General features: G+C 64.3%; 12 protein-coding genes. 2 read left to right on the top strand and 10 right to left on the bottom strand.

Translation table 11 applies throughout. The annotated features are described in order from the left end of the window. Positions 1 to 56: 56 nt before the first annotated feature. Genes ACAM54_RS25305 through ACAM54_RS25280 form a run of 6 tightly spaced genes read right to left on the bottom strand, consistent with a single transcriptional unit; the run spans position 57 to position 7,398 of the window. Positions 57 to 3,947 (bottom strand): pilus assembly protein, encoded by a 3,891-nt coding sequence (locus ACAM54_RS25305; RefSeq protein ID WP_369649305.1) that lies wholly within the window; start codon positions 3,945 to 3,947, stop codon positions 57 to 59. A 42-nt stretch (positions 3,948 to 3,989) separates the two neighbouring features. Further along, positions 3,990 to 4,688 (bottom strand): pilus assembly protein PilX, encoded by a 699-nt coding sequence (locus ACAM54_RS25300; protein ID WP_369649304.1) that lies wholly within the window; start codon positions 4,686 to 4,688, stop codon positions 3,990 to 3,992. Between the two features lie 9 nt (positions 4,689 to 4,697). Then, a complete protein-coding gene (locus ACAM54_RS25295) occupies positions 4,698 to 5,837 on the bottom strand; it encodes a PilW family protein (RefSeq protein WP_369649303.1) in 1,140 nt (379 codons plus the stop codon). Position 5,838: 1 nt separating this feature from the next. Continuing rightward, entirely contained in the window at positions 5,839 to 6,306 is a 468-nt protein-coding gene (locus tag ACAM54_RS25290) for a pilus assembly protein PilV (RefSeq protein ID WP_369649302.1), read from the bottom strand. After that, positions 6,300 to 6,911: a GspH/FimT family pseudopilin gene (locus ACAM54_RS25285; protein WP_369649301.1), complete on the bottom strand. Its 612-nt coding sequence runs from the start codon at positions 6,909 to 6,911 to the stop codon at positions 6,300 to 6,302. The genes ACAM54_RS25290 and ACAM54_RS25285 overlap by 7 nt, the downstream gene beginning before the upstream one ends. 7 nt (positions 6,912 to 6,918) lie before the next feature. Next, entirely contained in the window at positions 6,919 to 7,398 is a 480-nt protein-coding gene (locus tag ACAM54_RS25280; protein WP_369649300.1) for a type IV pilin protein, read from the bottom strand. 157 nt (positions 7,399 to 7,555) lie between these two features. Between ACAM54_RS25280 and ACAM54_RS25275 the strand changes: the two genes are divergently transcribed. Continuing rightward, positions 7,556 to 9,286 carry a PglL family O-oligosaccharyltransferase gene (locus tag ACAM54_RS25275; protein ID WP_369649299.1) on the top strand — a complete coding sequence of 577 codons (1,731 nt, stop codon included), beginning with the start codon at positions 7,556 to 7,558 and terminating at the stop codon, positions 9,284 to 9,286. Here the strand turns inward: ACAM54_RS25275 and moaC are convergent. Then, positions 9,283 to 9,774 (bottom strand): cyclic pyranopterin monophosphate synthase MoaC, encoded by a 492-nt coding sequence (gene moaC / locus ACAM54_RS25270; protein ID WP_192324895.1) that lies wholly within the window; start codon positions 9,772 to 9,774, stop codon positions 9,283 to 9,285. The genes ACAM54_RS25275 and moaC overlap by 4 nt on opposite strands. A 55-nt stretch (positions 9,775 to 9,829) precedes the next feature. Here moaC and ACAM54_RS25265 point away from each other — a divergent pair, with 55 nt between their 5' ends. Next, positions 9,830 to 11,395: a M48 family metalloprotease gene (locus tag ACAM54_RS25265; protein ID WP_369649298.1), complete on the top strand. Its 1,566-nt coding sequence runs from the start codon at positions 9,830 to 9,832 to the stop codon at positions 11,393 to 11,395. Positions 11,396 to 11,435: 40 nt separating this feature from the next. Here the strand turns inward: ACAM54_RS25265 and ACAM54_RS25260 are convergent, their stop codons facing one another. From ACAM54_RS25260 to ACAM54_RS25250, 3 genes are all read right to left on the bottom strand, one after another. After that, positions 11,436 to 11,789, bottom strand: coding sequence for a phage holin family protein (locus ACAM54_RS25260; RefSeq protein ID WP_145739124.1), 354 nt, complete (start codon positions 11,787 to 11,789; stop codon positions 11,436 to 11,438). A gap of 86 nt (positions 11,790 to 11,875) precedes the next feature. Further along, entirely contained in the window at positions 11,876 to 12,340 is a 465-nt protein-coding gene (locus tag ACAM54_RS25255) for a hypothetical protein (RefSeq protein WP_145739126.1), read from the bottom strand. Between the two features lie 81 nt (positions 12,341 to 12,421). Continuing rightward, on the bottom strand, positions 12,422 to 13,168 hold the full coding sequence (locus ACAM54_RS25250) for a TerC family protein (RefSeq protein WP_145739128.1): 747 nt from the start codon (positions 13,166 to 13,168) through the stop codon (positions 12,422 to 12,424). Between the last annotated feature and the right edge of the window lie 264 nt (positions 13,169 to 13,432).

The raw sequence follows: 13,432 nt of genomic DNA, 5'->3' as shown, positions 1-13,432 counted from the left end.
TATCGCATCCTTGTCTGGCCCGACGCATGCGGGGCCAAGACCGCCTTCATCGAAGTTCAGTCCACCAGTTCGCGCCAGGAGGTTCTATGCACGCTACCGGAGCCAGACGATGTCGCCACCGGCGGCGTCTCGATCACGTTGTCGCCATTGCTCTTCTGATAAATGATGCGGGCATTGCCATTGCTGTCCTGCACCCAGGTCATGCCCATGATCAGCCCGTCGGTGCTGAAGAGTCCACCGGCCGGGTTAGTCGTCACGACGCCGCCATTGGCCACATTGAGGTAGTAGCGCCAGGCCGTGCCGCCCGATGCGCAGGCGTCGCCGTTCGGGATGGCGGTGGCAACCGACAAGGTACTGAATTGCAGGCCCAGGTTGGTATTCACACGTTCACGCGAATGCGGCAGGTCGATCCACCAACCGCCCTTGGTCGCCCAGTCGACCGACGTGTTGGACACCGAGGCCGCAGTGGCGGTCGCCACGGGCCCATTCAACGTGAACGTTTGCCTGACGAAGTTCGTGGTATCGGCGCGCACGTCGCTCCATCCGGTGGCGGTCAACGTGTCTTTCACTGCATAGATGCTTTGCTGCGTCGAATCCGCGATGTCGGATGCGCCGAGATACCGGCCTGTTGCAACCACGACCACGGGCTTGCCTGAGATCTCCACGGTTTCCGGCTTTGTGGTGATGGGCTGCGGCGTCGTGTCGTTGACCTGGAACTTGGCGAGTCGCATCGCAGCCCGGTTGGGTAGCAGGAGACCGTCGATGTCGAAGCGCCAGAGGTTGCCTTGCTGGTCGCCGCCGTAGAAGCGCTTGGCTGTGTTGTCGCTGGAGCTTTCGATCCAGGCGTTGATCTTTGCGAGGCCGCTCGGGTCGTCGCTGCTGCCGTCGCTGGTGGCAATGTCCAGCAGCAGGGCGCCGGTGTTTGCATTCAGAACGTAGAGGTGGCCCTTGCCGTCGCCACTGGTGTTGTTGTAGCCCGAGGCAAAGGCAACGATCCAGGTGCCGTCGCCGCGCTTGGCGATCACCGGGTTGCCGAAACTGAAGCCCAGGTTGGCATCGGTGAACTCCCAGAGGGCCTTGGGATCATTGGGGTCGGTGATGTCCAGTGCGTAGTAGCCGCGGCCGCCGCTGTTCAGGCCACCGACAACAATGGTCTTCCAGGTGGTGCCAACTTTGATGTCGCCCATGACGGGCGCTCCGTCCACGGAGTATTGGTGCCTTGATCCGTAGCTCGTGTCCGCCATCTTGTAGAGGTTGGGCATGACGGTACCTGGAACGTAGGCCCAGAGCTCGTTGCCACCAGTGCTGCCGGTCGCAGCCGAGAAAGCGTGCAGCATGCCGTCGTTCGAGCCCACGTACACCACGGGCGTGCGGGTTGACTTTGCTGTAACGAAGTCGGCGTAGCCGGCGTCGGCATAGCGGAAGGGGGGCTTCCCAACATAGACCGGCGCACCGTTGATGATGTCGCCCAGCACATGTTCACGCTTGCGATAGAGCGCGGCAATGCTGTTGTTGGATGCGTCGACGCTGGCCGTTTCGTAGGTGCGCACGCCGCGCAGGTAGTTGACGAGGTTCGTGCCGTTGTTGGCCAGCGCCTTGTTGCTGTCTGAAAGCTGCGAGCATTGCGCGGCAATGAGGGTCTTGCCGCAGAGATTGTCGAAGTAGCCCTTTTGCGCGGAACTCAGATTGTTGTATTCGAAGCTCTGTAGAGCCGAGCCGTTGCTGAAATAGATTCTTCTGTCCGAAGCGGCCGTTGCATCGAGTTTTGCCTGCGCGGACCACGTGGCGGTATTCGCGATGACGCCCGTCGAACCGTTGATTGCAAAGGCCTGCAGATCGCCGGTCCACAACTGCGTGGTGTAGCTCGCCCGGAAGACCAGGTTGTTGTCGCCGGCCACCAATTGCAGCGAACTGGTCGATGCCGTGGCACCCGAGCCCGAGACCTGCTGCACCGACGTGACGACGCCGTTGATGGCTTCGCTCAGCGCACTGGCATTGAGCGCCGAGTAATACTGGCCGCGGCCATTAATGGCTGCGTGCCACAGGTCGTCGACGTTGGTTGCGTTGCCTCCCTGGCCGTCATCCAGATCCGCACCTTCGGGCACAGGCCAGTCCAATGCACCACTGGTCAGGTCCACATAGGAACCAGCGGTCTGGGTCAGGTAGTTCTTGTCGTAAGGCAGAGTGCCGCTCACGCCAAGACCAATCGTGAACGAATTCATGTGCTGCCATGCGGCCTTGTCGCTCCCCACTGGGCGCACGATGTTGCTGCAGACGTCCTGGCTGCTGCCGGAGCTGCTCGAAGTGCAATTGCCGAGGGCGCTGGTCCGCAAGTCCGTCGCGAAGTAGTACTGGGCCACGTCGGCCAGCGTGTTACCGGTGCCCCCCGAGGTGGACGGTGTTTGGGTTGGCGTGCCCGCAACAGGCGTTTGCGCCACAGGTGTTGTGTTGGAAGTGGTTGCCGTAGACCAGGAACTCCACGATCCAGCAGAGTCTGAATTGACCGTCACACCATCGCCCTTGGCCGCCTGGTAGGTCGTGTTTGTGTTTCCGCTCGTGAAGCTGCTGCTGTCGGTTGGAGGACCATTGCCCGTAAACGACTCGGTGGGTGTCCCGGTGTTGACCCAGGCCGAAGTGGTGGACGTGCTGGTACTTCTGGACGTCTCGACACCGTCGGTTGTCACTACCGTTTCGGAATAGGATCTCGTGGCCGATTGAGGCGTCGTATAGGTTCGAGACTGTGTCTCCGTGTAGCGCTGATTAGTCACCTTGGTGACGGCGTACTTCCCCTTGTTCTGTCCGCTCGCCACTGGTGTTGAAGAAACAGTGGTGGAGGTGCGGGTCCAGGTTCTGGTCTGCGTCTGGGTGGAAAGCGCGTTCCTGGTCAGCGCCACGGTGTAGGGTGTCACGGTGGTGATGATGACCTGGCTGTCATCCCGCATCGGGCGGGCTTCAGTACCGTCTTGCTGTCCGATCTCGGTGGTACCGTCGAGCTTCAGGCCTTTGCTCATGTTCCAGTAGCCGTCGGTCGAGAGGAGCGCATAGTTGCGCTGGCAAGAGTACTGAACGGGGTCGTAGCTCTGGTCAGGAGCCTTGTTCGCAAAATAGCGTCCCGCCTTGGACAGGGCCGAGCGCAACGGCGTCCAGCCGGTCGGCGAGGCGCTGTAAAGACTGCTGTAGAAGTTGGTTTTTTGCGCGAGATCGAAATCCTTGACATCGCGAAAGTAGTTGTTGCCATCCACCGCAGTTCCGTCGCTGATTGTGCTGAAGCCAACGCGATAGCTTGAGTCCAGCGCCGAGATTGCACGGCCCATGGCGGTGCGCATCAACAAGTAGCGCTTGCGGTAGTACGAATACCAATTGGCGTAGTTTTGAGCCTCGGCGGAAGTGCTGGTGACCGTGACCTGCTGAAAAAGGTTGGTCCACGAGTTGGTCGAAGTCATGCACTCGTTGTAGAAAGTGTTCCGAATGGCTCCGCTGCTGGTGTATGCCCAACCCATCTTGGGCTGAGTGCCGCTGTAGGTGTAATAGAACCGATTGTTGAGATTGACCGTTGAACTCGAAGCGTCATAGCCATCGCTACGCGCTGCTGTAAAAATCGCATTGGGATAAGACGTCCCATCCGCGTTGAGCGGTGGCGAATAGGTCATGGTAGGGTCATAACCCACGCCGTTGCATTGCGCGGAGCGGTACCCATACTTGCCGCTGGACATTTGGTCCGGCATGTAGTCGTTGTCCATACTTCCCGAGTCGTCCAGAACGAACAACAGGTTTGGCTTGGCTTGAACCGCGGGCAGCGTAGCCAGGGGTTGGTTCGAGAGGTCTGTGGATGCTGCATCGACGATGGGGGCGAATGATCCCAGCAGCAACGCACAGATCATCACCGCACAGCAGATGGCCTGCCTTTGGGGCTTCAGGCCGATGGCAAGAGTGAATCTATTTTTCATGGTGTTGGGTTCTCTGTCTGGCGCAGGAGCGGCACTTCCTCATCAGAAGTGCACAATGGTTTCGGTGAAGCTGGCTGTGTTGCGCGCACCCAGCACGCGCACCACGATGCGGTAGTACGGTCCGGAAGCGCCACCGGCAAAAGGCTGTTCGGCGTAATTCATTTCGCCCTTCTTGGTCACGCTGGCACCGCTACTCGAAATCGGCTTGGCGCAGCTGATGCTTGCGTCAGTGAGGTAATTGCCCGCCTTGGAGCACAGCCTGAAGATGACGAAGCGGGCGTTGTTGTTGTTGATGGTGCCGGCATCCGCAGTCGTAACGGTGCACCCGTTGTATGTGCCCGTGGTGGCGGACTGGCAGGTGTTGCCGTCCCAGTCGATCAATTGGCGGTTGTTGCTGGCGGCGAGTTGCCGGCCGGTTACATCGATCGGCGGTTTTGCCGTCACGCCGTCGGCGGCAAGCTCCTGCGTGCTTGCGTAGTAGCCGCTCGACGCGGCGTCGGTGTTCAGGCTGGCGCTGTTGGCGGTCAACCAGTCGATGGCTTTGCGCGCGGCTTGGTCCGCGGCAGAGGTGGCATCCTGCTTGAAACCCATGTTGCCCAGCACCAGCGTGCTGGTGTCGACCGAGCGCACCAGTGCCAATGTTGCAAGCAAAAGCGCGACCAGCGTCAGAAGGGCGAAGAGCAGCGAGACACCGCGTTGAGCACGCCGGCGTTGGAAGAGATTCAATGGTCTGATTTGCATGGCGATGGCTCAGGAATTCCAGAGGACGTTGCGCAGCGGCACGATCGTGTCGTAGACCTTGAAGCGGTAGTGCTGCCATTCCGGGACGTGGCTCACCTTCAGCGCAATGCACTTGCTCGCACCATGGCAAGTCGTGGTACCAGTGATGGTGGCGTTGGCGCCTACGTCCCACTGGGGTGCGCTCGCTGTGACGTTCTCCTTTTCGTACTGGTTGCTGCGCGCCACTACCGCGATGCGGATCGCGAGCACCTGCAGCCAACCGGCGTTGGTGGTCGGCGTAACGTTGTCGTAGGTGTCGACAACGCCATCGCCATTGGTGTCCTTGCCGTACATGGCCTGGACATTGACGATCTGCGGATAGAGTTCCAGCGGCGGGTCGGTCACCACCCCATTCACGGGAGAGCGCTCGACCATCTGCAGGCTATTGGCGCTGCTGATCGAATAGCTGCGATAGACCATCGACCCCATGTTCAGCAGATAGCTGCCCGACGCGTATCCGCTCGTCGGAAATATGCTGTTCTGGTTCCACTTGCTTGCAGCGGTGGCGGCATGAGGTACACGAGTAGGTCCCAATGTGGTGGCAGGGGATGTCGTGTCGTTGGTCACGCTGAACAACGTGCAGCCCAGGCCGCTGCCCTGGATTTTTGGGACGGCAATCATCATGTTGCCGACCACTGCTCCGAACGAGGACGTCACCTCGAAATAGTTGCTGGACTGTGGGTGATCCTCCTTGAGGACCATGGGCGCCGAAAAGTTCGTGGTCCGCCCTTGCAAGACAGTGATCGTGTCTGGAGCGTTGGTATCGGTGCTGGTGCCATTGGTAATGACGACCGGGACCAACGGAAAGACGAACGACGCGCCACCGGCGTCGTACTTGCCCGTCACCGAGCAGCCGAGTGCATCTGGGCTGGCGGCTGCACCGTAGCCCGCCATTTGCACATCGCGTTGAAGTGTGAAGAGCGACAACGCGCCATTGACTTGCGCATCGCTGCCCATGGTGATCGAACGCTTCTTGCCTTCGGCGAGCGCGAGAACCTGGCTGATGACAAGCACCGTGAGCAGACCCAGCACAAGGCCGACCATGAGTTCGACCAGGGTGAAGCCACGCTGGGAAGAATGCTTGGAGAAGATGGGTTGAGCGGTGCGCATCTCAGTTCGCAGCCTTCGAGACGGTTGTGTGCGTGACGTACTGGTGCGTTTCACCATTCGGCATCGTCCAGCTGATGGTGACGGCAACGTCGCCGGAGCTTGCGTTGACAGTGACTGCACCGGTCCCTCCAGGCAGGCTGCTGCTGACCTTGCTTTGCCATTCGCTGCATCGCGCTTGAGAGGCGCAACCGGTGCCGTTGTAGCTCGCCAGATTGGTGAGGTCGGACCACATGCGCCCATTCAGTTCGCTGGCGAGATAGGCGGCATCGGCGCGCACCTTGGAGTCAGTCTGTGCGCGCGTCATCGAGGCCTGCAGGCCGACCAGCCCGAGCACGCCCAGCATGAAGATCAGCAGCGCTACGAGCACTTCAATCAAGGCGATGCCTCGCGAATGCGAGGTTTGGGGAGGCTTGCGCCGCACCTGGTTGAGTTGGCCGGGCGCGCGCACGCGATTCACTCGGTTCAGCATTTGCGGGGATCCTTTGCCGTGCTGTCGACAATGGCCGGCTCGCACATGCGCACCGAGCCCGAGGGCGAGACGACGATGCGCAATGCACGGGTGCCTGTGGCGGTTCCGATGACGTCGATCTGGCCAATGGCATCGCTGTTGGCAACGCGCCCAAAACCATTGAAGGTGACGGTCGTACCTTCGGTCGATCCGTCAACGGCTTGAACCGCAGCCACCGTGACTCTTCCGCCGCTGTCTCCTGCGGGGCGCCCCGTAACGATCATGGGAGAGCTGATCGTCGATGGGGCGTCGGAACAATGCCCAATCGGGGAGTTCACGCTCACGATCCAGGCGCCGCTGGCGCCTGAAAGAGAGCAGTCGTCGCTCAGCACGGCCGGGTCATTGAGCGACACCAGCCAGAGCGACACATTCTGATTGCGCCGCACAGCCTCGCCGCGCGCCAGTTGGAGCCCGTTTTGCAGCGAATCGGCAACGTTGCGAATGCGGGTGTTTTCCAGCCAAGTGCCGATGCTTGGCATGACGGCGAAGAGGATCAGCGCCAACACCGCAATGGTGACGACCAGTTCGACCAGTGTGAAGCCGCGTTGCCGCATGGTGATCGACATGGTTCGATCAGCAAGCGCTGCTGCTTGTAAGCCAGCACGATTGGGTTACGGTGCTGCCTTTAAACTGGGTGGTCGCGCGGTCGCCATTGTGGTTGAGGGTGTAGGTGTGTCCGACCGCTTGCCCCGCGCTTCCGGTGGCGGTGATGACATAGTTCTGCTGGCTGTTTGAAGTCGTACAGGTGTAGCTGAAGTACTTGGTGCCGGAAGGCGTGAATGCGGCCGCGGCATTGGCGGCGCAATTCGTTCCGGAGGGACCGTAGTTGCGGTTGTCCTGGTAGTACTGCTCCATCGTTGCCCGGTAGGCGGACAGCGTATTGAAGGCCTCCGGCAACTGGCCGCGGCGAACATAGTCGTTGTAGGCTGGAATCGCGATCGAGGCCAGGATGCCGATGATCGCCACCACGATCATCACTTCGATCAGCGTGAAGCCGGACGAACCGCCCCGTGCCTGGACAGCGCGACGCAGATAGCTTGCTTGTTTCTTCAAGAGACACCTTTCGGACCGATTCCGGGCCTTCCGCCAGGGGGCTGGCAACAGTTGTAGATAGTTGTCTAAGAATGTCTCTAAATGTGTTTTCCCGCAAAGCCGCTCGTCTCCCACCCGCCGCCATTCGTCGGCCCGGCCGGTCGGCACAATCGGCGGAATGACTTCCCGCGCAGCGCCTGCCGAGGCCGCCGCTCTCTCGCCTAAAGCCGTCGGCGCCCTGCGTGCCGGGCTGGTCGCGTTCCCGTTTCTCTGCCCCCTCGTCGCCGGTCCCTCGGTCCAGGCCTGGCAGCTGCTGGCCACCTGGGTCTGCCTCGCGGCGATGCTTCTGGCCGTTCCTGTCGCCGTGCCGGCGCGCGCCATCTGGGTATGGCTCGGCGCCGGGGCGGCAGCAGTCGTGCTTTTTTCGTCCCCGCATGCCACGGCCGCCGCATGGCTGCCGGCGGTGATGGCGCTGGCCGCCATGGCGGCCGCGGCCTGTGTGGGGGCAGGCATGGCACGGGGCAGGCCGGCCGTATCGGGGGCGCTGGCGGTGGGCGTGCTCGTGGCCGGCCTCGTCAGCGCGGTGCTCGGCCTGCTCCAGTACTACGGCCTGGCCGAGCCGCTGGTGCCGTGGACCACCACGCCCGCGCTGGGCCAGGCGTATGGCAACCTGCGCCAGCGCAACCAGTTCGCCACGCTGATCAGCATGGCGCTGGTGGCGGCGCTCTGGATCCATGCGGCGCAGCCCTCGGCGCGCATTCGGCGCTGGCTGGTGGCGGCGGCGCTGCTGCTGCTGGTGGCCGCGGCGGCGTCCACCTCGCGCACCGGGCTGCTCCAGCTGCTGTCGATCGTGGGCGTTGCCGCCTTCATCGCGCGGCGGGAGCGCCGCGGCGTACCGGCCGAGCGCGCTGGCACGCCCTTCAGCCTGCCGCCGCCGCTGGTGCTGCTGGCAATGATCCCGGTCTATTTCGCCATCGCCTGGGTGCTGCCGCAGCTTGCGGCGGGCGAGGTCGAGGGCATGATGCAGCGGCTGCAGGGGGGCGCGCCGGGCGACCACACGCGGATGATCCTCTGGCGCAACGTGCTCTCGCTGATTGCCGCGCATCCGCTCGCGGGCTGGGGCTGGGGCGAGCTGGCCTTCGCGCACTACAGCACGCTGTACGACGGACCGCGCTTCCCGGAGATCCTGGACAACGCGCACAACCTGCCGCTGCACCTGGCGGTGGAAATGGGCATTCCGGTGTCGGTGCTGGTCTGCGGCGGTTTTCTCTGGATGGTGATGGGGGCCAGGCCCTGGCGCGAGCGCGACTCGGTGCGGCTCATGGCCTGGGGCATGCTGGGCGCGATCGCGCTGCACAGCCTGCTCGAATATCCGCTCTGGTACGGGCCGTTCCAGCTGGTGTTCGGGCTGTGCCTGGGCATGCTGTGGCCGGCGCGTGGCGCCGCAACGGCTTCATCGCTGCGGCAGCGCTTCAAGGCCCGGTGGCTCGAGCCGCCGATCCTGTCTTCCGTCGCGGCCGCGGCGCTGATGGCGGCGGTCGGCTATGCCGCCTGGGACTACATCCGCATCAGCCAGATCTACCTGCCGCGCGACGAACGCCTGCCGGCCTATGAAGACGGCACGCTCGCCAAGGCCAAAAGATCATGGCTCTTCGCCAGGCAGGTCGACTTTGCCGAACTGACGCTCACGGCCGTCACGCCGGCCAATGCGGCCGCGATGCACTCGCTGGCCGAGCGCACGCTGCATTTCTCGCCCGAGCCGCGCGTGATCGTCAAGCTGATCGAAAGCGCCGAGCTGATGGGGCAGGGCGAGGAAGCCCGCGACCAGGCGGAGCGCTTCCGTATCGCATTTCCAGAAGAGTACGAGCGCTGGCTGAAGGGGCTGCCCGTGGACGGGCTGGCGCCCTAGCCTTGGGGGGCTGCCAGGTAGCTGCCCGACTTGCCGCCATGCTTTTCGAGCACGTGCACGTCGGTGATCCGCATGCCGCGGTCCACCGCCTTGCACATGTCGTAGATGGTGAGCAGCGCCACCTGCACGGCGGTGAGGGCTTCCATCTCGACGCCGGTCGGCCCCACGGTCTCGACGGTGGCGGTGCACACCACCTGCGGCGCATTGCCTTTTTCGGCCAGCGCAAACGCGAGCGCCACGCGCGTGAGCGCGAGCGGGTGGCACAGCGGGATCAGGTCGCTGGTCTTCTTGGCGGCCTGGATGCCCGCGATGCGGGCGATGCCAAGCACGTCGCCCTTCTTGGCGGTACCCGATTCGATCAGCGCCAGCGTGGCGGGCTGCATCTCGATGCGGCCCGTGGCCACGGCCACGCGATGGGTGGCGGGCTTGGCCGCAACGTCGACCATGTGGGCCTGGCCCTGGGCATCGAAATGGGTGAGGGAGCTCATGTGTGAACGATCGGTGTGGAGGTGCATCATACGAGCCCGAGCCAATGGACGAGGAATGCCGCGCTTGACTCCCTTTGCCACCAGAAAGACTTCCGCCGCGCCCGCCTTGCGGTCGCTCTGTGCTGCCGTTTTGATAGCGGGCCAGGTCCTGCTGCCGGTGCCGGCCCGCGCCCAGATGCAGGTGCTGCCGGGCCTGGGCGACGGCGGCGAAATGACCGCCAGTGCCGAGCGCCAGCTGGGCGACCAGATTGCGCGCGAGCTCTACCGCGACACCGACTACATCGACGACCCGGTGGTCGCCGCCTACGTGCAGGACATCTGGCAGCGCCTGCTGGCCGCCGCCCGCCAGCGCGGCGAGCTCACGCCCGAGCTCGACGAGCGTTTTGCCTGGACCATCCTGCTGGGGCGCGACCGCAACATCAATGCCTTTGCGCTGCCGGGCGGCTATCTGGGCCTCAACATGGGCCTGATTGCCACGGTGGGCAGCCGCGACGAGCTGGCCACGGTGCTCGGGCACGAGCTGTCGCACGTCACGCAGCGCCACATCTCCCGCATCATGAACCAGCAGGGCAAGCAGATGCCGCTGATGCTGGCGGGCCTGATCCTCGGCATGATCGCGGCCGGCAAGAGCCGCAACGCCGATGCGGGCCAGGCCGTGATGATGGGCAGCCAGGCGCTGTTCATGCAGAACCAGCTGAGCTTCTCGCGCGACATGGAGCGCGAGGCCGACCGCGTCGGCTTCGGCGTGATGACGCAGGCGGGCTTTGCGCCGCAGGGCGCGGCCGCGATGTTCGAGAAGCTGCAGTACGCCTCGCGCCTGAACGACAACGGCTCCTACCCCTACCTGCGCAGCCATCCGCTCACCTCGGAGCGCATCTCGGACATGCAGGGGCGCTTCCAGTTCCGCCTCGATGCCGCCCCGGCCATGCCGCTGGCCATGGACCACGCCATGATCTCCGCGCGTGCCCGCGTGCTCACGCGGCCGGGTGTGGACGTGCTGCGGCTGTGGGTCGATGCGGCCTCCAGCGGCGAGTTTGCCAAGAGCAGTGCGGCCCAGCAGGCCGGCACGCTCTATGCGGCGGCGCTGTCGGCCAAGGAGCTGCGCGACTTCCGCGCCGCACGCGCCATGGCCGAGCGGCTGACGGCGCGCACCGCCGACGACGCCTCCGCAGCCAGGCTGGCGCGCTGGCTCAACGCCGAGATCGAACTGGCCGGCGGCAACGCGCCCAAGGCCGCGGGCCTGCTCGATGCCAAGTCGAAGGAGCGGCCGGAGATGCTGCTTGCGGCCGATGCCGCCGTGGCCACGCGGCAGCCCGCGCCCCTGGTGCCGGTGCTGCGCGACTGGGTGGCCACGAATCCGCGCGATGCCACCGCCTGGCGGGCCCTGGCCAACCTGTATGGCGCGCAGAACGATTCGGTGCGCGCGGTGCGCGCCGATGCCGAGGCCAATGTGGCCATCCTCGACTATCCGGCCGCACGCGACCGCCTCAAGGCCGCGCAGGAACTCATGCGCAGGCCCGGCACGCCCATTGACCACTACGAGGCGTCGATCATCGACACCCGCGCACGGGCCGTGGAGGTGCTGGTGAAGCGGCAGGCCGAGGAGCCGCCGCTGAAGTGAGCCGAGCAGCGATAAAGAAAGCGCCGCCCGCCTTGGCGGCTCAGCCCTTGGAGAGCAGCCCGCCCAGCGCGGCTTCGATGACCAGGCCCAGCAGCGAATAGATCAGCGAGCCGATCAGCGCCGCCACGAAGCCGTTGACCTGGAAGCCGGACAACAGGCCCGATGCGGCCCAGAACAGCAGCGCATTGATCACGAACAGGAACAGCCCGAGCGTGACGATGGTGACCGGCAGCGTCAGCACCACCAGCACCGGCCGCACGACCATGTTGAGCAGGCCGATGACGGCTGCGGCAATCAGTGCGGAGCCGAAGCTGGCAACCTGGACACCGGGATAGAGATAAGCCACCGCCAGCAGCGCGACAGCGCTGAGCAGCCATTTGATGATGATGCGCATGCGGCGCAGGATACCCCAGAGGCCCCAAAACAACGAGCCCCGGCGCGTTGCCGCACCGGGGCTCGTTCAGGGACGGGGTTGCGCGCTTATTCGGCCAGTTCGTTCGCAAGCACCAGCAGCGCGCCCATGCCCATCACGGCGCCGGGAAAGGCCCAGCCCGACTGGCGCGGCGGCGCCTGGTCGAGCGTGACCGGCTCCAGGTCGACGCCGATCTTGGGGCGGCGCGCATCGACCACGAGCGTGGCCGAATGCTCGCGCTTGAGCTGCTGCGTCAGGTCGGCCAGCGGGCCCTTGGCCAGCACCGGCGTCACCTGGCCGCCATTGCGCTCGAGCAGCGGCAGCAATTGCGCCTGCACCTTGCTGAACCATTTGGCGCGCCAGTTCTCGCGTGCGCTGTGGCTCACCCACTTGCTGATGCGGTGCGTCATGCGCGGAGCGCAGGCCACGAGTACCCAGTGGCGTGCCACGACGCTGCTGGCGTCGGGGGCAAGCTCGGCGAACTGCTCGGCCGCATAGCCGGCGTCGTCGACGTACAGAATGACCTTTTCCATGGGTGCTCCTTCAAGTAATTAGAGTGGCAGAGACCGGGCAGCAGGGGAAGAGCATTTTCGCCAGGCCCCTGCAAGTGGCCGTCAGCTGGACGTGGCGGCTTCGGCCGGCTTCTGGCGAGCCTGGCGCATGGCCACCCACTTGCCGACGGCCAGCACCAGCAGCGCGCCGGCAATGCCTGCGGCGTACCGGATGGTATCGGTCTGCGGCAGCTTCGGCACCCAGGTCCAGGCCGCGGTGTTCGACAGCGCGGGGTCGGACACCGCCATGGTGCCCGCAATCCAGCCCAGCAGCATGCCGCCGAGCGTGATGATGACCGGGAAGCGGTCCATCAGCTTGATGACCAGCTGGCTGCCCCAGACGATGATCGGAATGCTCACCAGCAGGCCGAAGATCACCAGCGGCATCTGGTGGGCCTGGCCGGCGCCTTGCGCGGCACCGGCAATGGCAATCACGTTGTCCACGCTCATCACCAGGTCGGCCACGATCACGGTCTTGACCGCACCCCACAGCTTGTCGCTGCTCTGGATGTTGCCGTGCGCATCGTCATGGTCGGGCGCCAGCAGCTTGATGCCGATCCACACCAGCAGCGCGGCGCCGACGAGTTTCAGGAACGGAATGGCCAGGAGCGTGAGCGCGAAGAAGATCAATATCACCCGCAGCGCAATGGCGCCGGCCGTGCCCCAGAGGATGCCCTTGGTGCGTTGCGCAGGCGGCAGCTTGCGGCAGGCCAGGGCAATGACGACGGCGTTGTCGCCGCCGAGCAGGATGTCGATCATGATGATCTGACCGACCGCGACCCAGAATTCCGGGGTCATGAACTGTTCCATAGATTCCTCTTGTCTTCGCGCGGTCCGTCCATCCTGGGCTGGATGGCGCCGGTCCGGCGCATGCGTTGCATTTCGATCCATCCCGTGCGGGTAGGCCGAAGCGATGGCGAAGACCGGGCGATGACCGGGGATTCAGGAACGCTTCGACCAAACCTGCGCAGGTTCAAATCGAAGGTCTTGCTCGACAGCGCGCGCCCGGGGGCACGTGTTGTCCAACAGGCCGGAAGTGTTGTGCTTCGTATTGACGACCTGTCGATGGCCGCC

Source organism: Variovorax sp. V93, assembly GCF_041154485.1.
Lineage (GTDB): Bacteria > Pseudomonadota > Gammaproteobacteria > Burkholderiales > Burkholderiaceae_C > Variovorax > Variovorax beijingensis_A.
The sequence above is the reverse complement of the archived record's forward strand: the minus strand, read 5'-3'. Positions and strand labels throughout refer to the sequence as shown.